The organism is Peptoniphilus indolicus (assembly GCF_900454665.1).
In the GTDB taxonomy this organism is placed as follows: Bacteria; Bacillota; Clostridia; order Tissierellales; family Peptoniphilaceae; genus Peptoniphilus; species Peptoniphilus indolicus.
On sequence record NZ_UGTH01000001.1, the window covers coordinates 1,057,813 to 1,078,076 of the forward strand.

At 33.4% G+C, this 20,264-nt stretch carries 18 protein-coding genes; all 18 read right to left on the reverse strand.

Going from position 1 to position 20,264, the window contains the following annotated elements; genetic code table 11:
- Nucleotide 1 precedes the first annotated feature (1 nt).
- The 18 genes from DYE58_RS05130 to DYE58_RS05215 all read right to left on the reverse strand — a co-directional run bounded on the left by DYE58_RS05130 (nt 2) and on the right by DYE58_RS05215 (nt 20,259).
- Complete coding sequence (locus tag DYE58_RS05130) at nt 2-268, reverse strand: HPr family phosphocarrier protein (protein ID WP_004820236.1); 267 nt, start codon at nt 266-268, stop codon at nt 2-4.
- The gene (whiA, locus tag DYE58_RS05135; protein ID WP_004820234.1) at nt 240-1,211 is read right to left on the reverse strand and encodes a DNA-binding protein WhiA; all 972 of its coding nucleotides are present in this window, start codon (nt 1,209-1,211) and stop codon (nt 240-242) included. The genes DYE58_RS05130 and whiA overlap by 29 nt, the downstream gene beginning before the upstream one ends.
- Before the next feature lie 264 nt (nt 1,212-1,475).
- On the reverse strand, nt 1,476-1,988 hold the full coding sequence (locus DYE58_RS05140; protein WP_004820232.1) for a flavodoxin family protein: 513 nt from the start codon (nt 1,986-1,988) through the stop codon (nt 1,476-1,478).
- Nucleotides 1,989-2,103: 115 nt separating this feature from the next.
- On the reverse strand, nt 2,104-3,000 hold the full coding sequence (locus tag DYE58_RS05145) for a dihydroorotate dehydrogenase (protein ID WP_004820230.1): 897 nt from the start codon (nt 2,998-3,000) through the stop codon (nt 2,104-2,106).
- Nucleotides 2,997-3,695: a dihydroorotate dehydrogenase electron transfer subunit gene (locus DYE58_RS05150; protein WP_004820228.1), complete on the reverse strand. Its 699-nt coding sequence runs from the start codon at nt 3,693-3,695 to the stop codon at nt 2,997-2,999. Before DYE58_RS05150 ends, DYE58_RS05145 begins: the two co-directional genes overlap by 4 nt.
- Before the next feature lie 2 nt (nt 3,696-3,697).
- Nucleotides 3,698-4,126 (reverse strand): aspartate carbamoyltransferase regulatory subunit, encoded by a 429-nt coding sequence (locus DYE58_RS05155; RefSeq protein ID WP_004820226.1) that lies wholly within the window; start codon nt 4,124-4,126, stop codon nt 3,698-3,700.
- Nucleotide 4,127: 1 nt separating this feature from the next.
- Nucleotides 4,128-5,045 carry an aspartate carbamoyltransferase gene (gene pyrB / locus DYE58_RS05160; protein ID WP_004820224.1) on the reverse strand — a complete coding sequence of 306 codons (918 nt, stop codon included), beginning with the start codon at nt 5,043-5,045 and terminating at the stop codon, nt 4,128-4,130.
- Nucleotides 5,046-5,481: 436 nt separating this feature from the next.
- The gene (locus DYE58_RS05165; protein ID WP_040552241.1) at nt 5,482-6,126 is read right to left on the reverse strand and encodes an SdpI family protein; all 645 of its coding nucleotides are present in this window, start codon (nt 6,124-6,126) and stop codon (nt 5,482-5,484) included.
- Nucleotides 6,116-6,391, reverse strand: coding sequence for an autorepressor SdpR family transcription factor (locus DYE58_RS05170; protein ID WP_004820221.1), 276 nt, complete (start codon nt 6,389-6,391; stop codon nt 6,116-6,118). The genes DYE58_RS05165 and DYE58_RS05170 overlap by 11 nt, the downstream gene beginning before the upstream one ends.
- A 15-nt stretch (nt 6,392-6,406) precedes the next feature.
- Nucleotides 6,407-6,799 carry a DUF3887 domain-containing protein gene (locus DYE58_RS05175; RefSeq protein ID WP_004820219.1) on the reverse strand — a complete coding sequence of 131 codons (393 nt, stop codon included), beginning with the start codon at nt 6,797-6,799 and terminating at the stop codon, nt 6,407-6,409.
- A 2-nt stretch (nt 6,800-6,801) separates the two neighbouring features.
- The gene (locus DYE58_RS05180; RefSeq protein WP_004820217.1) at nt 6,802-7,395 is read right to left on the reverse strand and encodes a YhfC family glutamic-type intramembrane protease; all 594 of its coding nucleotides are present in this window, start codon (nt 7,393-7,395) and stop codon (nt 6,802-6,804) included.
- Between the two features lie 126 nt (nt 7,396-7,521).
- Nucleotides 7,522-8,874, reverse strand: a complete 1,353-nt coding sequence (gene bioA / locus DYE58_RS05185) for an adenosylmethionine--8-amino-7-oxononanoate transaminase (RefSeq protein ID WP_004820215.1) — start codon at nt 8,872-8,874, stop codon at nt 7,522-7,524.
- Between the two features lie 2 nt (nt 8,875-8,876).
- The gene (bioD, locus tag DYE58_RS05190; RefSeq protein ID WP_004820212.1) at nt 8,877-9,548 is read right to left on the reverse strand and encodes a dethiobiotin synthase; all 672 of its coding nucleotides are present in this window, start codon (nt 9,546-9,548) and stop codon (nt 8,877-8,879) included.
- On the reverse strand, nt 9,545-10,096 hold the full coding sequence (locus DYE58_RS05195) for a biotin transporter BioY (protein WP_245946054.1): 552 nt from the start codon (nt 10,094-10,096) through the stop codon (nt 9,545-9,547). Before DYE58_RS05195 ends, bioD begins: the two co-directional genes overlap by 4 nt.
- 785 nt (nt 10,097-10,881) lie before the next feature.
- The gene (locus DYE58_RS05200; RefSeq protein WP_004823434.1) at nt 10,882-12,084 is read right to left on the reverse strand and encodes an ATP-binding protein; all 1,203 of its coding nucleotides are present in this window, start codon (nt 12,082-12,084) and stop codon (nt 10,882-10,884) included.
- 2,213 nt (nt 12,085-14,297) lie between these two features.
- On the reverse strand, nt 14,298-15,491 hold the full coding sequence (locus DYE58_RS05205; protein ID WP_004820208.1) for an ATP-binding protein: 1,194 nt from the start codon (nt 15,489-15,491) through the stop codon (nt 14,298-14,300).
- A 1,334-nt stretch (nt 15,492-16,825) separates the two neighbouring features.
- Nucleotides 16,826-18,064 (reverse strand): MSCRAMM family protein, encoded by a 1,239-nt coding sequence (locus DYE58_RS05210; RefSeq protein WP_004820206.1) that lies wholly within the window; start codon nt 18,062-18,064, stop codon nt 16,826-16,828.
- 23 nt (nt 18,065-18,087) lie between these two features.
- The gene (locus tag DYE58_RS05215) at nt 18,088-20,259 is read right to left on the reverse strand and encodes a pilin N-terminal domain-containing protein (RefSeq protein ID WP_004820204.1); all 2,172 of its coding nucleotides are present in this window, start codon (nt 20,257-20,259) and stop codon (nt 18,088-18,090) included.
- Nucleotides 20,260-20,264 lie beyond the last annotated feature (5 nt).

Consider the following 20,264-nt stretch of genomic DNA (forward strand, 5'->3'; position numbering starts at 1 on the left):
CTTATATCATTATAAATTTATTTTCTACCAAGTCTATTAAATTGTCAACTGCCTTAGTCTCGTCTTCACCATCGCAAGTAATGGTGATTTCTTCACCACTAAATACCCCTAAAGACATAATCCCTATGATACTTTTTGCATTTACAGATTCCCCTCTTGCTGTGAGAGTTATTTCTGATTTATATCTGTTGGCTGTTCTCACAAACAATGCTGCTGCACGTGCATGTAACCCATCTTCATTACTCAATGTTACTTTCTTTGTAACCATTTTGTTCACCTCTTATTTCATTTGCAATTTCTCTTATCTTGTTAAATCTATGGTTTACTCCAGACTTTCCTATTTTTGGGTCTAGCATCATACCAATTTCTTTCAAACTTAGAGACTCATCTTCCAACCTCAACCTTGCCACTTGTTGCAAAGATTCAGGTAGAGAATTCAACCCAAGTTTTTCTTCTATTAAATTTATATCAATAACCTGTTTTACAGAATTATTTACTATTTTGTTCAAGTTGGCACTTTCCATGTTAACTAAGCGATTTACATTGTTATTTAAGTCCTTATAAACTCTGATATCTTCAAACTTGAGCATAGACCTTTGAGCACCCATCAAGCTAAGTAAATCAGATATCTGTTCCGCACCCTTTATATAAGTTATAAAATACTCTTTTCTCGCTATGACTTTGGAATTTAAGCAGTATTCATTTAAAATATCACTCACGAAGTTTGCATGTTCCTCGTTATTTGAAACAAACTCCAAATGATAATACTTCTCCGGATTGGAAATTGAGCCCGCTCCCAAAAACGCAGCTCTAATATAAGCTCTCTTTGCACTATCCCACCTAATTACTCTGTATGGAGAATAGCTCTGTACAAATACGTTTTCACCGGTTATAAACTCGGAATCGTAAAATAGAAGCTTACAAGCATTTTCATCCTCAAGCACAATCGTATATATATTATTCTTTTTTAATTGTCTTGATTGAGATATCTTAACCTCTACATCCTTAGAATAGAAGTCTTTCAAAAAAGTGAAAATCCTTCTACCGATTGCAGCATTCTCTGTGTTAAACCTAACCCTTATCCCATCTCCTGAAAGTTGTAGCGCTCCACACATTCTTATGTAAGCTGATAATTCGGCAATAATATCTGCAAGATCGTTGAGTTTAATCCTCGCCAACTCATTTTTTACATCAAATGAAAAACTCAACACATCACCTCATCTATTTGCAAACGACTTACCGTAAAATATTATACCCCACACCCTCTATTTTTAAAAGACTTCTGGAGAATTTTTGATAAATCTTAATAATGCTATAAAAAATTTCAAAATACATTTTCAATTAAATTATACCACATAGTATTTACCTTTTTTAAAAAATATAGTGTTCATCAATTGTATTTAATTTAAATTAACTTTTTAAAATAAATTAGGTTTTTAATATTCTCAAAATACAGAACATTAAAAACCTAAAGCTCACATTATTTTTTTTAAATTCTCTTTAAAATATAAAACAGCCTCTTCTAATTCTTCTTCAGTTGCCATTCTGGACTTTAGCCCGGCTTCAATCATTTGTTCCCTTATTTTTGCCGGAATCACCTTCGCTGCAAATCCTCTTAATTTATTTATGAGAATAGGATCTACTAATCCCGGCAATCTGAACTCTCCAAGAGAATTTTTATCAACTAACATAGCTTCCAAATTTTCTTTTACCTTGAGTCCGTGTTCAGAATTCGGCATAGCTCCAAGTGTCATAAACAAACCCAAATTTTTTTGTTTTGTCTTATCTAGGACCTTTTTAATCTTCCCATCCGGCAGTGCCTTATCTATCCACCCTCCTAAAAGTGCAAAATCATAATCATCAATTTTTTTATTTTCATCTACACTGGCTAAATCCATCTCAGCGACATCCTTTAATCCTTCATATATATACTCTGCAGCTCTTTTAGTGTTTCCCGTCTTAGATGAATATATAACTATCCCTTTCATGCTTACCTCCCAAAACTAATATATTTTATATTACCCACAATATATAATTTTTGGACAATTTTTTACAATAACTTTTGCAATAAAAAATAGTTAACTCTCATTAACTATTTCTATCTTAAACTATTCCAATTAAATCCTTAGCTGTTATATTTTTCCCCTTTAAAAACTCTTCAAAATCTTTTAAAATATCCATTACTGCATTTGGATTCATAAAATTAGCCGTACCTATTTGAGCAAGTGTGGCACCTGCCATCATAAATTCTGCTACATCAAGCCCGGTGGAAATCCCTCCGGCCGCTATCACAGGTATGCTCACATTTTTTGCAACTTGATGCACCATTCTAAGCGCAATAGGTTTTACAGCAGGTCCTGAAAGCCCGGCGTATACATTGTTAAATACAGTCCTCTCTGCATAAGGGTCTATAGCCATTCCAAGCACGGTATTTATTAGTGATACACTGTCTGCTCCCGCTTCTTCAACAGCTTTTGCACACTCTACAACATCTCGTGCATTGGGAGATAACTTTACAATCAAGTTATGTTCTGTATGAGCTTTTACAATTTTTGTAACTTCAGCTGCAGTTTCAGACTCTATTCCAAAAGCCATTCCCCCCTCTTTGACATTAGGACAAGATATATTCAACTCTATTGCAAAAAAATCGTGTTCATTTAACAATTCCACACTGTTGATGTATTCTTCAATTGTATTTCCACCAAGATTTACAATAATATTTTCATTTAAGGTCTGCATTTTTTGAAGCTTCCCATTTAAAAATTCATGTATTCCCGGATTTTCAAGTCCAATTGAATTTAAGATGCCACTAGGAGTTTCCCAAATCCTAATTCCTTCGTTGCCCGGCTTTGGATTCCATGTTATTCCCTTTGATATTAGAGCCCCCAATTCACTTGGAGAATAATAGCTCTCGTATGCCTCTCCATAACCATAAGTGCCTGAAGCCGGAAGCAGTGGATTCTTTAAAGTTTTCCCAAAAATTTCAACTTCAGTTCTCATACCAATTCACTCCCATCAAATACAGGTCCTTCAACACACGCTCTCTTATTTCCGGTTTTGGTTTTACATGAACAAGAAAGACACGCTCCAACTCCACAGCCCATACGATTTTCTAAAGACACATATACCTTGCAGCCATTTTGTGTCCCCAAACTTTCAACGGCTTGCATCATTGCACTTGGACCACAAGTGTATATCAACTTCTTATCAAATTCTAAAACTTCAGTAATAAGTCCACCCTTTTTGATTATAAAATTTACTTCCAAATCTTCAAATGCCTTCTCAAGATTTTGAGTTTCTCTCTCTCCAATATAAAAATCTATTTTAACTTCAGGATTTTCTTTCTTCAAGCACTTAACTAAATAATAAAAAGGAGCCGCTCCAACAGAACCCCCAACCAAAGAAATCTCATCTATATTTTCATAGCAAAAATGATTTCCATGAGGGCCATCAGCCATTATCTCATCTCCGACTTTTAAATCCCTTATTATCTTCGTCCCTTCTCCCCTTACTTCATAAAAGAACACTATCCCGTCATCTTCAACATCATATATTGAAATCGGTCTTGAAAGCGTAGGATACTTGTTCCACGCTCTAAGCATATAAAATTGTCCCGGTTTTACATCATCTACCTGATCTATCTTAATCAAGTAGTAATTTAAATCTATGTGTTTATTATATATTACTCTTGCCATATCTACTCGTTATATTTAGTAAGTGAATCACAGTATTCACATCTATATTCTTCAGTTTCAGCATTTGCCAAAGTAAATTTGTGGTCCTTTACCTTTTCAATATTGCTGATGCATCTTGGATTCTTACACTGCATTACACCTTCAACTTCTTTAGGTAACTCAAGTCTAACTTTCTTGACTCTTTCTCCGCCCTCTACAAAATTTACAGTAGTTCTTGGAGCAATTAAGCCGAGTACAGTATAATCAAGTTCAAAATCAGTTTCAATCTTTATCAAATCTTTTTTGCCCATTGCAGTTGACGGTATAGATTGCATTATAACTACAGGGTCCTTAACTTGGTCTAACTTAAGCGCAGTGTAGATAACCTTGGCCTTTCCGGCTTCAATATGATCAAGCACTATCCCCTTTTTTATCTTTGATACATTTATCATCTTAAGCCTCCAATCCCAATAAGAACATTATAAGCGCCATTCTCACATACATCCCAAACCTGGCTTGTTCAAAATAAACAGCCCTTGGGTCGTCGTCAATCTCCGTTGAAATTTCATTTACCCTTGGAAGCGGATGGAGAACTATCATATCTTCCTTAGCCAAATTCATCTTTTCCTTATCCAAAATGAAGAAGTCCTTTAGTCTTAAATACTCTTCCTCAGATACAAATCTTTCCCTTTGAACCCTTGACATATACAATATGTCTAGTCCATTCTTAATTGCCTCAGATAAATCAGAAGTTTCAATATAATTTTCTTTAGCAATCTCATCTTTGAAAGTCTTAGGCATTCTCAACTCATCAGGAGATATGAACACAAACTTCACTCCCTCATATCTGTTCATCGCCCTTACAAGAGAGTGTATTGTCCTTCCGAATTTTAAGTCCCCACAAACACCTATTGTCAAATTATCAAATCTTTTTTTGTAATAATCTATGGTCAATAAATCAGCAAGAGTTTGAGTTGGATGTTGATGTCCTCCATCTCCGGCATTGATTATAGGCATTCTTGTCATTGCCTTAGCCGCAAGTAGTGCCGCGCCTTCTTTAGGATGTCTCATTGCGCATATATCAGCATAATTTTCCACAGTCCTTATGGTGTCTTGTAAAGACTCTCCCTTGGCTGTTGAAGATACTTTCGCATCAGAGAACCCAACAACTTGTCCCCCAAGTCTTAGCATTGCAGACTCAAAAGATAATCTTGTTCTTGTAGAAGGCTCAAAAAAAAGACTGGCCAATAATTTCCCCTTACAAACATCCAAATAATTTTCAGGATTTTGTATAATCTTATTTGCCAGTCTAAATAAATCATCAAACTCTTCAGTTGTAAAATCTAACGGTTGTATTAAATGTCTTAGCATATTTCCTCCTCACTTGGAGCGCACTAAGCCAAAAAGATATACATTTACCTTTTTAGCGTCCCGCACTAAATTAAAAGTAATTTCTTCCTCGACTAAATATACATTAATATTTGTATTCTGTCAATTAATATTTCCTCAATTTCAAACCACATTCTAAATAAACTTTAATTTAATTTTTAAGCAATATAAAATCATAAACTATCCATTTTATTTGTCTTTCGCAAGTACACCTCGCAAAACGCATAATGAAATTTTTATGATTTACAAAAATCGTAGGGGGCGCACGAATGCGTAAGCATGAGGCCGACCCGCCAAACCCAATATCAAATAACCCCATACAATATAATAAAAAATAAAAACGAAATTTTATAAAATGCGGGCGAACCTCGTTACACTCGTGCCGCCCCTACATTTAATTGATAAAACAACTAATTCCCTACTTAACCCCTCTTTGCTCTCTTTCATACAACATATAAGAATAAATTGTAGGCACTATTACAGCTAGAATAATCATCCCAAATATAACAAATGCTGAATTTTTTAAAAATATAGCACAAATAAGTCCGAAAATTCCTGATAATACAAAACTAAACCCTGCAACCCTGTGAGTTTTCTCCCAAATATAATCGCTGCTCAACGTCCATTGATTTCTAATTCCCATTGTGTAATTTCTCTTTGCCTTAGGCAAAAAATTGCCCATCACAATAAATAAAATAGATATCATTATAAAGACAATTTTACTTACATCAACCTTTGCTCCCAATCCAATAGTTATAGTTATTACACTGATCACAAGAGTTAAAATCGGAATAATATAAAGAGATACAACATATAGCTTTTCATTTTGATATTTCTTTCGTGGATCCTTATTCAACTGAAAAATCAACAAAGCTTGAACACACACCATTATCAGAGGAAAATTGAATAGAGCACTTGCCTTAGAAGAATACTTATCAGCAGTTCCATCAAACCCAAAATGAGTAGGCAACATATCCGGCATCTTGTTATAAAATATTGCGCCTAAAATCAATGGAACTAATAACAACAAAAAACTAATTACTACACTCTTTTTATTTCTCATATCCATCCCCCTTAAACTCAAAAAAATAAGCCAAAACCTCTTCAAAAACAGAAGCATTCATAGAATACACTCTGTAATTTTTATCTTTCTCATCAAAAATCAGCCCGGCGTCCTTCAAAATCTGAAGATGATAACTTAAAGTTGCATTAGTCATATCAAAATGCTCAGAAATTTCCCCTGCCGTTAAACTATTTTTCTTTAAAAGACTTAAAATCTCTCTTCTGTTTTTGTCGGCAAGAGCCTTAAAAGTCTTTTCTAAACTCATAAACACTTCTCCTTATTATTTATAATAGAGGCCTCCTAATCTATCATTCTCATCAAAAGTTATAGTAAAAATAACCTTAGCATTTTTATAACTTGCCTCTTGTACAACTGTAAAATATATATGATTTTCTTTCTTATCTTCTTTCGATACAACCTCATTTTTGCCAAAAGATTCAAACTCTCCATTTTTAGACAAATCCTGAACTATTTTATCGCACGTCTCAACATTAAGCGCCTCTTTCATTTCCTCAGTTACATTTTCTTTAACTTTTTCGAAATCACCTTGATTTAAAAATTTAATTACTTCTTGCCCCAAGTTTATATATTTGTCTGAGTTTTCCACTTTTTTCGCTGAACTACAACCCACTAACAAACATGCCATCATTAAACCAAATAAAATTTTCTTCATACTTACCTCCAAATTTTCTTAATTTTAAATATATATGCCAACAATCCCAAATCTATTACCATCCATGTAACATATAGCCCAATAAAATTCAAATTTAATAATGGCGCTATAAAAATTAGATAATCAAATATGAAGTGCATAAAAATTGCTACTAAGAGAAATTTAATTTCTCTATTCAAAATAAAACCTCTCCAAATTATAACCGTCATACACACGTGGAAAATAATAGCTAATATTCTTTCAAAAATATTTATCCAAACTATATCAACAGTAATGTCTGTGCTTGAATATAAAATTATTCCCACTACCATAATTACTTCCATTACTCCATGCCCTAACCCAAAAATAACAGGTTCAGATAAAGTATAATTACTCTTTACAAAATATCTTCTTAAAATATATCTCCCCCCTTCTTCAAATATTCCAGCACTTAATGCAATTAGAATATAGGTTAAAATTTTATTTTCACTTTCAAAAATAGAGTATTCGAAAGTCGAATATATGTATTTTAAAATTGGCAATCTAGTCAACATCTGTGTTATTAAAAAACAAAACATCCCCAAAATAAAAATTTTTAAATTATGATTTTTATACATTTCATCCTCCCTCTAATCTATTTAGAATATTATCTAAATAGATAGTACATCCATCAAAATAATTTGTCAATTCTATTTTGAAAATTTTCTAAATAGTTGCATAAAAAAATACCCCGAAGGGTATTTCTAAAATTCTAATATGTCTCCAACAGCTTTTTTCATTCTCTCTATTGCCAAATCAATTTCAGCTTCGTTTATGATAAGTGGAGGATTAAAATATAAAACATTCCCAAGAGGCCTTAAAACCAATCCATACTCAAGCGCTCTCTTATAAATTTGGTAACCAACTCTCAGCTCAGAATCAAAACCTTTTTTCGTTCCTTTATCTTCTACAAGCTCAATCGCATTTATCAAGCCAACATGTCTTATTTCGCCAACGTTTTTGTGATTTAAAAATTCCTCACAAAATCTTCTGTGTAAGTACTCAGCAGTGACTTGCGCCTTCTCTATTGTCTTATCATTTTCCAAAATATCCAAAACTCCAAGAGCAACAGAACACCCAAGAGAGTTCCCACTGTAAGTATGAGAATGCATAAATGCTTTTTGGTCGTTGTACTCTGCATAAAACGCATTGTAGATTTCATCAGTAGTTATAGTTATCGCCATAGGCATGTAACCACCGGTAAGTCCCTTTGAAATCGCCATTATATCAGGGCTTATTCCGGCATTATCCACCGCAAAAAACTTTCCCGTTCTTCCAAACCCGGTTGCAATCTCATCAGCTATCAACAAAACATCATACTCATCACATAATTTTCTAAGCTTTGACAAATACTCTGCCGGGTAAATTTTCATCCCGGCTGCGCCTTGTAAAATAGGTTCGACAATTATGCTGCAAGTTTCATCTCCATGCTCTTTAAAAGCCTGTTCAGCTTTTTCAAAACACTCTACACTACAACTGTCCCTATCTTTGCCATAAGGACACCTATAACAATCCGGAGCTTCTATCCTTATAGTGTCAATTAAAATGGGATTGTACATCTTCGCATATAAGTCCAAACTTCCAACACTAAGGGCCCCGATTGTTTCTCCATGATATCCATCAGAAAGACACATAAATTTTTTCTTGTGCTTGTTTCCGGTTTGATAATGGTATTGAAAACTCATCTTTAACGCACATTCTATCGCTGCAGAGCCATTATCAGAAAAATTAAACTTTTTAAGCCCTTTAGGTAAGTGCTTCGCCAACCTTTCACACAACTCTATCGCCGGTCTGTGTGTGAAATTAGAAAATATTACGTGTTCAATATTTTCAAGCTGATCTATCAATCTTTGATTTAAAATTTCATTCCTATGCCCTAAGAGATTGCACCACCAAGAACTCACAACATCTATGTAATCTTTTCCCTCTATGTCATATAACATAACACCCTTGCCACTTTCAATTACAATAGGAGGAAGCTCCTCATAATCTTTCATCTGAGAACAAGGATGCCAAATGTACTCCAAATCTTTCCTTTGTAAATTTTCAACGTCCATACTTAAAATAATCCCCTTAAAACACTCTCTTCAATATCCAAATCCGTATTTCCATGCTCAACCTTTGCAATAACAGGAACACCTATCAACTCCTCAATCATCTTCAAGTTGTCCCTTTGCATTAAACTTCCGTCATAATTATTTAAAATAACTCCCTTTAACACCAAACCTTTCTGTTTCATATAATATGCCGTTAAAAAAGTGTGATTTATAGTTCCAAGACCTGCATCAGCAATCAATATAGATGGTAAATTTAACTCAGTTATAAAATCTTCAAGCATAAGTGTATTTTTGCCATAATTTATCGGGCAGATAATTCCGCCGCTACCTTCCATTACAACATAATCATATTTTTCAGATAGCCTTTTATATCCCTCGACAACTTTTCCAAGCTCAACTGCATTCCCTTCAATTTGAGCTGCTAAATGCGGCGAAACTGCAGTTTCATATACATAAGGCACCAAATTTTCAACACTCTCTTCAATACCTGAAATCTCTTTTACATAAGCAGCATCTCCGGGAACTAATTTCCCATCAACCAATTCAGCTCCACTAAGCGCCCCCTTATAATAAATTGCGTTCATTCCAACTTCCAACATCTTTTTTAACAAAAGCGCAGTTACATAAGTCTTGCCTATGTCAGTGTCCGTTCCTACTATAAATAAACCCTTCATCTAGCGCCCCCAAGAGCCTTTAAAATCTTTTTGCCTGAAATAGTGGATACCAGACATAAAAATAAATCCCCGGGAACAGCAAGCAAAAAACAATATAAAATTACATTCTTTACACTAAATGGCGTTCCAATATAAAAATTGCTTATCATGTAGTAATAAACCATTCCAAATAAATAAACGAAAAATAAATTGATTATAGAAGATATAAAAATGTTCTTTGAAGAATAGCCATTTATTTCTAAATATCTTCCACCAAGATAAGTTCCAACCACAAAGCCAATCAAATATCCAAAAGTTGGCATCAATATGTATGCAGGTCCACCACCGCCAGTAAAAACCGGTATTCCAATAAGGCCCAATAAAATGTAAACCCCAACACTCAACGCACCAAGTTGTGAACCAAGTATTATCCCCGCCAAATTAGTAAACAAAAATTGTAACGTAAACGGCATATTGGGAACCGGTATCTTTATAAACGCACCAAGCGCAATAAGCGCCACGAAAAGCGCCACCCTCGTCAAACTCATAGTCTTAATTCTACTCTCCAAATAAATCCCCCTTTGCTAAAATAATCTTAACAACACGGGTCAATATTGTCAATTTAAAAATATATTAGGTTAACTATTTCCTTTGTGATATTTTATTGTTATCTTTTTTTAATTACACGGGCGGATCCACAAATACCAAAAGAAAATTATGTGTATATAAACGTAGGGGCGGCACGTATCCACAATAAAAATAAAGATTTGAAACTAATACAAAAAAATTAAAAATTCAAATAGAAAAACAGCAAAGGCCCGCCCGTCAACATAATAAAATGAAATATCAAAAATTTTAAAAATATCAATATAAACAACAACCGTAGGGGCGGCACGTGACTTCAAGAAAATTTATGAAATAAAAAAACAATAGACAAATAAAAAACTTAAACAGCAAAACAGCAAAGGCCCGCCCGTCAACACAATAAAACGAAATATAAAAAATTTTAAAAATATCAATATAAACAACAACCGTAGGGGCGGCACGTATATGCAAGGTAAATAATGAATTAAAAAACAATAGACAAATAAAAAACTTAAACATCAAAACAACAAAGGCCCGCCCGTCAACATAATAAAATGAAATATCAAAAATTTTAAAAATATCAATATAAACAACAACCGTAGGGGCGGCACGTATATGCAAGGTAAATAATGAATTAAAAAACAATAGACAAATAAAAAACTTAAACATCAAAACAGCAAAGGCCCGCCCGTCAATACCGATAATTTCCAAAACCGTAGGGGTGGCACGTATACAAAATAAAAAAGCGACATCCCTGTCGCTCAAATAATTATACATCCATTAAAAAATCAATAATATTTCTGTGAATTATACCATCCTGACTAAAATCAACCTTATCCATAGATAAAACATACTTCGGATAATTATCATTTAGTTGCTTATAAATCCCAAACTCCCTTTCCCTTGTGCTCTCACTTTCCATAAGATAGGTAACCTGAAAATAAATAATCCCCTCAGAATTCTCAGCAATAAAATCAATCTCTCTATCCTTTAACTTCCCAATCTTTACCTTGTATCCCCTAGAAAGAAGCTCAATAAAAACAATATTCTCAAGAACACGCTCAATGTCCCTACTGTTTGAAAATCCTTTAGCCTGCCTAAAACCATGGTCAGTCAAAAAATATTTCTCATCAACCTTTAATAATTTCTTTCCAACAGTATCATAACGCGGAACCTTCTTTAAAATAAACGCACGATTACAATACTCTAAATAATTCAAAATAGTATCAATCGAAATATTTCTATTCTCGCTTTTAAAATAATTCCTTATCCCATTCGCAGAAAAAGTGTGCCCAATATTTTCAGTTACATATGACAAAATCCTATTGAAAACGTCAATATCCCTTATGTCATAATACTGTAGCACGTCCTTGATTAAAACAGTATTATACACATCCCCCAAATATTTAAAGCTGGATTCCTTATCCAATCCAAAAAAACTTAAAAACGGCATTCCACCAAACTCTATAAAATGATTAAATAACTCATCCCTAGATAAACCACTATAACTAAAAATTTCCAAAAACTCACTAAAAGTAAAAGGCTGAATTTCAAAATCAACATACCTTCCAGCTAGTAAAGTTGCTAAATCAGAAGAAATAAGAGTTGAATTAGAACCGGTTAAATAAATGTCACAATCCACATCAACATTAATTCCATTAATCACTCGTTCCCATCCATTAACCAATTGCACCTCATCAAAGAAAAAATAAATCTTTCCAGAAGTATTTTTTATAATTGGCAGTAAATAATCAAGCAGTGAATTTGCATCACGAATATTAATTAACTCCAAAGACTCAAAATTCAAGTGTATTTTATTTTCAGGCAGAACATCAACTAAAATTTCATCACTAATAATTTTAAGAAGAGTAGACTTTCCTACACGTCGCATGCCGGTTAAAATTTTTATAATTGGCTTATCAATAAACCCCTCAATTTTTTTTATATATTTATTTCTTTTAATATAATTCATAAAATCACCTTAAAATAAATTATAATCGATAAAAGCACTTAAAACAATAGATTTATCGATTATAATCAAAGCTATTGCTGATACTTTAAAATTTATCGATTATAGTCGAAATTTTTAGCAGTGTTTTTCTTTTTATTAAACGCCAATCCCGTAGGGGCGGCACGTATCCACAAAAAATAAAGAATTAAAACAAAAATAGAAAAATAATAAATATAAATAACAAAACAGTATAGGCCCGCCCGTCAACATAATAAAATGAAATATCAAAAATTTTAAAAATATCAATATAAACAACAACAGTAGGGGCGGCACGTGACTTCAAGGAATTTTATGAAATAAAAAACAATAGACAAATAAAAAACTTAAACATCAAAACAGCAAAGGCCCGCCCGTCAACATAATAAAATGAAATATCAAAAATTTTAAAAATATCAATATAAACAACAACAGTAGGGGCGGCACGTATATGCAAGGTAAATAATGAATTAAAAAACAATAGACAAATAAAAAACTTAAACATCAAAACAGCAAAGGCCCGCCCGTCAACATAATAAAATGAAATACCAAAAATATAACAAATATTAATATAAACAACAACCGTAGGGGCGGCACGTATCCACAATAAAAATAAAGATTTGAAACTAATACAAAAAAATTAAAAATTCAAATAGAAAAACAGCAAAGGCCCGCCCGTCAACACAATAAAATGAAATATCAAAAATTTTAAAAATATCAATATAAACAACAATCGTAGGGGCGGCACGTGACTTCAAGGAATTTTATGAAATTAAAAAACAATAGACAAATAAAAAACTTAAACAGCAAAACAACAAAGGCCCGCCCGTCAACACAATAAAACGAAATATAAAAAATTTTAAAAATATCAATATAAACAACAACCGTAGGGGCGGCACGTGACTTCAAGGAATTTTATGAAATAAAAAACAATAGACAAATAAAAAACTTAAACATCAAAACAGCAAAGGCCCGCCCGTCAACACAATAAAACGAAATATAAAAAATTTTAAAAATATCAATATAAACAACAACCGTAGGGGCGGCACGTATCCACAATAAAAATAAAGATTTGAAACTAATACAAAAAAATTAAAAATTCAAATAGAAAAACAGCAAAGGCCCGCCCGTCAACACAATAAAACGAAATATAAAAAATTTTAAAAATATCAATATAAACAACAACCGTAGGGGCGGCACGTATCCACAATAAAAATAAAGATTTGAAACTAATACAAAAAAATTAAAAATTCAAATAGAAAAACAGCAAAGGCCCGCCCATCAACATAATAAAATGAAATATCAAAAATAATTTAAATTGAAAATAAAAACCTGAATGCATATAATGAAATTGAGGACATACAGATGGTCGCCTAATAAATTCATTAGGAGGAGTGACTATGAGTGATTATGAAATTCTATCAATAATAATAGAATTTGCAACACTTATAGCGCTCATCTTAACACTTACAAAAAATAAGTAGTTAAATGAAAAAACCACCTGTATCGGCTTAGGTGGTTTTAAACAAAACAACTATAAGGCGACCGTCTTTAACGGTGTCCTCTTTAAACATATTATAACACATTTAAATAAATTAACAAATTCAAAATCATTTCAAAAAAACCGGGCGGGCCTCGCAAACTCGTGCCTCACCCTACGTTTTTTAATATTATTCTGTTCTCGCATACTATATACTCGGGCGGACCTATACTTCTTTTTATCTATTTTTTCTATTTGTTCGTTTGTTTTTTAATTCATTATTTACCTTGCATATACGTGCCGCCCCTACATTTTGATTTCCAAAATAATAAGTATTGTTTACAAAACGTAGGGGTCGCACGAATACGTCAGCGTGAGGCCGACCCGCCAAAACCAAACAAAACGAAATATCAAAAATATAGAAACATATATGTAAAAACCAGCCCAAAAAGCGTTTTGAGGGTGTAGGGGATGGGTGCTCGAGGGAGAATCGAAAGGTGAATTTTTTCGACAGAAAAAAGAGAAGTTACCCTGGGGCACAACACCCTTAGCCCTCCCTCGAAATAATATAATTATAAAACATTTTAAATATCACATAAGCTAACAATCGTTTGTGTTGTGAAGTATAAATAATCTCAAATTTAAAACATTATAACACAATTTAATAACCATATAAAACAAATAGACCTTGCTCCTCTCGTGCCTCCCTCACCAGCTTCTAATCCTCCAACAACCAATCAACAATATAAACAATCTCAATCCCATCAATTGTTTTCTCCTCATAATACTTCCCGGTGATCACAATCTTCCTATAATTGTCATTAACTAAAAGTAAATTATCCGTTTCATGCTTATTATTCGGTAATTCATACGAAACTTGCACATATAAAACCTCGTCCATTCTCTTGGCAATAAAATCAATTTCCTTAGAATCAATCCTTCCAACATCAACACTATACCCTCTTCTTACAAGCTCAGTATAGACTATATTTTCAAGACGATTACTATAATTCCCACCCCTCATCCCAACCGAAATTCTTCTAAGACCATTATCGACAATAAAATATTTATTATTCGACCTTAAATACTCCTTCCCCCTAACATCATACTGCCTTACCTTGGAAAATAAAAAAGCATTCTCCAAAAGCTCCAAATACCTCGATACAGTGTGATTAGAAACACTGAGCCTTTCATTCTTAAACACATTCGAAATCTTAGTCGGATTCACTATCTGACCAACATTATCCGCCAAAAAATTTATAATCCCCTTTAAAATTTCCGTATCCTTAATTCCCGACCTAAATGCAACATCATTTAACACAATCGAATCAAAAATTCCGGACAAAACCGTGTCCTTTATTGCCTTTTCTGCAATAACCACACTTGGGAAACCCCCATAAATTTCATACTCCGAATATGCAGTATCAACATACCTTGAATTTAAATCAATTCCCTTAACGTACAAAAATTCCTTAAAAGAAAATGGATGCACAGGTATTTCAACATACCTTCCACTCAAAAAAGTCGCAAGTTCTCCAGATAACATATTTGCATTTGAACCGGTGATTACAATGTCCGCCTCAAAACTTATGCGCAGTGAATTTATAACTTTTTGCCAACCATCAACAAATTGAATTTCATCAAAAAGAAAATAATATTTAACATCCTTTTTTAAATTTAATGAGCTAATTAACTCGTGGAAATCACGTTCATTTTTTATATTCTGATACTCAAACAATTCAAAATTAATGTAAATAATATTTTTCCCAGATATGCCCAAACTTTTTAAATATTCACTATATAATTTTAAGATAACAGACTTTCCAGAACGTCTAACACCAGTTATCACTTTTATAAAATCTGTGTCTTTAAATCTTTTTAATTTTTCTAAATACATAGGTCTGTCGAACATACGCTACCTCCTTTTGGAAATAAACTTCTTATTTTTTTAAATTATACCATTTCAGGAAGTTAACTTCCAATTTTTATTTTTCGTTAACGATCGGACCGCATAATAAAATTATCAATATAACCAACAACCGTAGGGGCGGCACGTGACTTCAAGGAATTTTATGAAATTAAAAAACAATAGACAAATAAAAAACTTAAACATCAAAACAACATAGGTCCGCCCTCAAACACAATAAAACGAAATTTTAAAAAACATTAAATTTATCAATATAACCAACAACCGTAGGGGCGGCATGTATTTGCAAGAAAATTTATGAAATAAAAAACAATAGACAAATAAAAAACTTAAACATCAAAACAACACAGGTCCGCCCTCAAACCTAATAAAACTAAATATCAAAAATTTTAAAAATATCAATATAACCAACAATCGTAGGGGCGGCACGTATTTGCAAGGAAATTTATGAAATAAAAAACAAGAGACAAATAAAAAACTTAAACATCAAAACAACATAGGTCCGCCCGCAAAACACAATAAAATGAAATATCAAAAATATAAAAATATCAATATAACCAACAAACGTAGGGGCGGCACGTATCCACAATAAAAATAAAGATTTGAAACTAATACAAAAAAATTAAAAATTCAAATAGAAAAACAGCAAAGGCCCGCCCGTCAACATAATAAAATGAAATATCAAAAATAATTTAAATTGAAAATAAAAACCTGAATGCATATAATGAAATTGAGGACATACAGATGGTCGCCTAATAAATTCATTAGGAGGAGTGACTATGAGTGATTATGAAATTCTATCAATAATAATAGAATTTGCAACGCTTATAGCGCTCATCTTAACACTTACAAAAAATAAGTAGTTAAATAAAAAAACCACCTGTATCGCGAGTACTGGTGGTTTTAAATTAAACTTACCGTAAGGCGACCGTCTTTAACGGTGTCCTCTTTGAACATATTATAACACATTTAAATAAATTAACAAATTCAAAATCATTTAAAAAAAAACGGGCGGGCCTCGCAAACTCGTGCCTCACCCTACGTTTTTTAATATTATTCTGTTCTCGCATACTATATACTCGGGCGGACCTATACTTCTTTTTATCTATTTTTTCTATTTGTTCGTTTGTTTTTTAATTCATTATTTACCTTGCATATACGTGCCGCCCCTACACTTTTTAAATTCTAATCTGTTTTCATATTTTACATACACGGGCGGACCTCGTTTATCTCGTGCCGCCCCTATATTGTCCCGTTCAATACAAATAAAAAAGACAACACCCCCGGAAAAATCCGAGAGCATTGCCCATAAAACATATTTAATTTTCCACTTTCACACTAACCGTATCGTTGTCCTCTCTGACAAGTCTATAGCCAATCGCAGAAAACACCCCTCCGACCAATACCATCAACAAGAGAGTTATATCCCCCGTCTTCGGAATTACAATCGGCGGTTTTTCAGGAGCAATCGGCGGCTCAACAGGCGGATTAGACGGCGGCACTTCAGGAATTCTCCTATCCCTGATTTCAATCATCTGGTTAAAACTACCCTCTTCTATGACAAATCTCACAGAATCAGAAAGAGCAGAATGACCCTTAGGAGGTTGAGTTTCCCATAAGAAATACTCCCCGAAAGGCAAACCGTCAACGGTAAAATAACCCTCAGCAGTTGACTCGACAACATACTCGACATTATTTATCCTCATCTTTTCAAAAATATCCCCAACCTTTTTAGTCACCATAAACTTCGCACCCGTCAAAGGAGTTCCGTCCTCAGAAATCTTCTTGAACTTGAAACCGCCCTCGCCGGCACGATAGTTCACTATCCTGACCTCAGTGCTTCTTGAACTGTTGATTGTAAAATAAGTTTCAGCCTGTCTAACCATATATCCGTTTGGAGCCTTCAACTCCTTAAACATATAGTCCCCAATCGGCAAATCATATAAAACTATCTCCCCATTCACATCAGTAGTCAAAATCTCATTCCTTGACCCGCTCGGCGAATAGACATTTTCCTTCAAAGGCACTCTTTCAACCCCGTCATTCTTTACAAAATAGAGTTCAAACTCAGCCCCTTGAAGCCTTGTCCCGTCAGTAGATACCTTTATAAGTTTGGTATTACCGGGCGGAATGTCAAATCCCCCCTTGGGAATAACCTTAAAATTTTTCTCACTCACGGTGAACACAAACGGATAAACCTTAACCGCACTGTCAGTGATTTCCCTCGCATAATAAGTTCCACTCTCAAGCTCGATATTGATTATCCCGTCTCTATTTGAGTATTCTGTGGAAATAGGAGCTGAATACCTTTTAGTAATCTGCTCATCACTTAAATTTTTTAAATTTTCAGCAATATTCACCTTTTCGTCTTCCAACAAATCAGAAGATACCTTCCAAAGGCTAAGACGTCTGTTTGAAAAGTCCGAGCTTTCGCTCTTCCCTTTCAAATCAATTGTCACACTGCTTTTTGCAAAAACATCATTTGGAAGTACCATGTTAATGATTAAGATGGCAAAAACAAATGCCCTTATTAGATTTTTATTTATTTTATTTAACATAAAGTCCTCCCGACTATGTTTAATTAAGCTTCTTCTTGTTCTTCATTTCTCTTCTTCATTGCGTAGAAAGCTCCGCCCATAATTGCAAGACCTGCTACAGTGAAGATTACAGTACCAATACCACCTGTTTGTGGGATAGTTACTTTATTATTTTTGATTTGCTTAGCATCTTTATCTTGAGTTTTTTCTAATTCATAATTAATTCCGTTTTCTTCTGATGTATAAGAACCTTTTTCTACTTTAAATGTAAAGCTTCCGCCACCTGTAGGAAGTGCATATCCTGCAGGAGCTTGAGTTTCCACTGCTTGATAATCTCCATAAGCCAAACCTTTAACTTCAAATTGACCTCTGTCATTTGAATAGAACTTAGTTGCTTGCTCCTTATCTACCCAAGTATAATTTAAGTTAGCTTTTACAAATGCTTCATTTCTAGCTTTTTCTAATCTATCTACTTCACCTTTTATAGCTTGGTCGCTATCAAAATTATCTACTTTATTTTCTGCTGAAATTTTACCTTTTGCTAATGCTTCATTAACTTTTTTAATAAACTCTTGATAATTTTTTTCTGCTTTTAAATATTCAGATTCCCCTACATTTGAGTCATTAATCTTTAAATATTTTCCATTGTTTGTATTATCATTAGTGTTTTTGTTTTGAATAACAAATTCAGCACCAGCAAGTCTTTTTAATTCATTACCAGCTTTATCATTTGTCTTAACAAATTTCTTTCCACCTGTTACAATTTCTGGAGTCTTTGGCACTAAAGGTGTTCCAGGCTTTTTATTGTTGTTCAATTTTATAGTTCCATTTTCACTTGTTGTATATTCTGGAGTGTAACCTTGAACAAACTCTTTTACATAGTAGTCTCCATCTTCAAGATTTGAGAATGTATGACTAAAATCTTTTGTCTTAATAACTGAATCTACTAGCGTATCTGTAGAAAAGTCTCCACTACCTTTTTTGTATAGGTAGTATGTTACTTTTGCATCTGCTGGAGCTTGATTCGATGAACCATCCGCCCATGTTTTTTCAACTTTAACTTCTGTCCCTTTTACTGTTTTTTCTCTTGGGTCTGTATTTTCCCCTGGCTTATTATTATAATCAAAAGAAATATTGTTCTTATCCGGTTGGTCAACAACTGCCTTGCTATTTACTGTAGCATGATAAGTTAATTTTACATAAATATCTTTGTCAGCAGCTGCTTTTTCAAGTTTTTCAATACCAGCTTTTTCTAAAGTTAAAATAAATCCTGAATCATTTTGTTCTATTTTATAATCAGCTGGAGTTTCTAGTTTAGTATTAGCTGTATCTGCACTTTCTCCATATTTAATCTCTAAATCTTTTTTATAAGTCAAACCTTTAGTCATGCTATCTTGCCATACTAATCTTTGATATAAAGATTTAGCAGGTATTTTTGTAACTACTTCATATGGAATTTCTTTACCAATTTCTGCACTTACAGTTGCTTTTTCTTTTTCATAATTAGTTAAAACTGCTCCTACATCTTTAAGAGCTTGAGCATCGTCTCCAGCGAACCCTTTAGCCGCTTCTAAACCATGTGTCTTAACAAAGTTCTTATCTATTTCCGGTGCATTTGTTGTATTCTTTGGATACACGTGTAAAGCATCTGTTTCACTAAATTTCTCGCCATTTTGTTTGTATACCGGTAACTCTAAAAGGAAAGGTACCGCTACTGCTCCTGCAAAAACTTTATTTCCATCTCTAACTGTTGTTTGATCTTCAATGAACCAATATGAACCTTTATCAAGAGTAAAAGTTGCCCCTGCATTTCCTCGTCCTGTAGTTTGTGTTTGTTCTTGAGTAAATTTATCTTTCTTATCAGAAGCTTTAATTTTTTCTTCTGTATCATACTTCGTTTTATTTGTAGAATCAGCTAATTCCTTTAATAGATCTGAATCAGTTACTTTATATACAATAAATTTAACATTCTCCAATTCCTTAGACTTATCCCCAAATATCTCTGTATAATCTTGAGGTTTAATTTCTCCACCATTGTAACCCTTTTGCTTTGCTTTTTCACTCACATCTTCCAATCTTTCTTGGTGCATTTTGTGTACTACTACTTTTGTTTTCCCACTATCTACTGCCTCAGCCGCAAAAGCCTCAAACGGTGCGAATACACTTAGCATCATTACAAGAGCAAGTAGCGATGCCATAATTTTGTTTTTGTTCATCATGT

What these genes read in the sequence shown, in the direction of transcription:
- DYE58_RS05145 (WP_004820230.1), bottom strand. Translation starts at nt 3,000, where the DNA reads ATGAGAACTGAAGTTGAAATTTTTGGGAAAACTTTAAAGAATCCACTG.
- bioD (WP_004820212.1), bottom strand. Translation starts at nt 9,548, where the DNA reads ATGAAGGGTTTATTTATAGTAGGAACGGACACTGACATAGGCAAGACT.
- DYE58_RS05180 (WP_004820217.1), bottom strand. Translation starts at nt 7,395, where the DNA reads ATGTATAAAAATCATAATTTAAAAATTTTTATTTTGGGGATGTTTTGT.
- DYE58_RS05165 (WP_040552241.1), bottom strand. Translation starts at nt 6,126, where the DNA reads ATGAGAAATAAAAAGAGTGTAGTAATTAGTTTTTTGTTGTTATTAGTT.
- DYE58_RS05170 (WP_004820221.1), bottom strand. Translation starts at nt 6,391, where the DNA reads ATGAGTTTAGAAAAGACTTTTAAGGCTCTTGCCGACAAAAACAGAAGA.
- DYE58_RS05200 (WP_004823434.1), bottom strand. Translation starts at nt 12,084, where the DNA reads ATGAATTATATTAAAAGAAATAAATATATAAAAAAAATTGAGGGGTTT.
- DYE58_RS05210 (WP_004820206.1), bottom strand. Translation starts at nt 18,064, where the DNA reads ATGTTAAATAAAATAAATAAAAATCTAATAAGGGCATTTGTTTTTGCC.
- DYE58_RS05130 (WP_004820236.1), bottom strand. Translation starts at nt 268, where the DNA reads ATGGTTACAAAGAAAGTAACATTGAGTAATGAAGATGGGTTACATGCA.
- DYE58_RS05215 (WP_004820204.1), bottom strand. Translation starts at nt 20,259, where the DNA reads ATGAACAAAAACAAAATTATGGCATCGCTACTTGCTCTTGTAATGATG.
- pyrB (WP_004820224.1), bottom strand. Translation starts at nt 5,045, where the DNA reads ATGCTAAGACATTTAATACAACCGTTAGATTTTACAACTGAAGAGTTT.
- DYE58_RS05155 (WP_004820226.1), bottom strand. Translation starts at nt 4,126, where the DNA reads ATGATAAATGTATCAAAGATAAAAAAGGGGATAGTGCTTGATCATATT.
- DYE58_RS05150 (WP_004820228.1), bottom strand. Translation starts at nt 3,695, where the DNA reads ATGGCAAGAGTAATATATAATAAACACATAGATTTAAATTACTACTTG.
- DYE58_RS05175 (WP_004820219.1), bottom strand. Translation starts at nt 6,799, where the DNA reads ATGAAGAAAATTTTATTTGGTTTAATGATGGCATGTTTGTTAGTGGGT.
- DYE58_RS05205 (WP_004820208.1), bottom strand. Translation starts at nt 15,491, where the DNA reads ATGTTCGACAGACCTATGTATTTAGAAAAATTAAAAAGATTTAAAGAC.
- bioA (WP_004820215.1), bottom strand. Translation starts at nt 8,874, where the DNA reads ATGGACGTTGAAAATTTACAAAGGAAAGATTTGGAGTACATTTGGCAT.
- DYE58_RS05140 (WP_004820232.1), bottom strand. Translation starts at nt 1,988, where the DNA reads ATGAAAGGGATAGTTATATATTCATCTAAGACGGGAAACACTAAAAGA.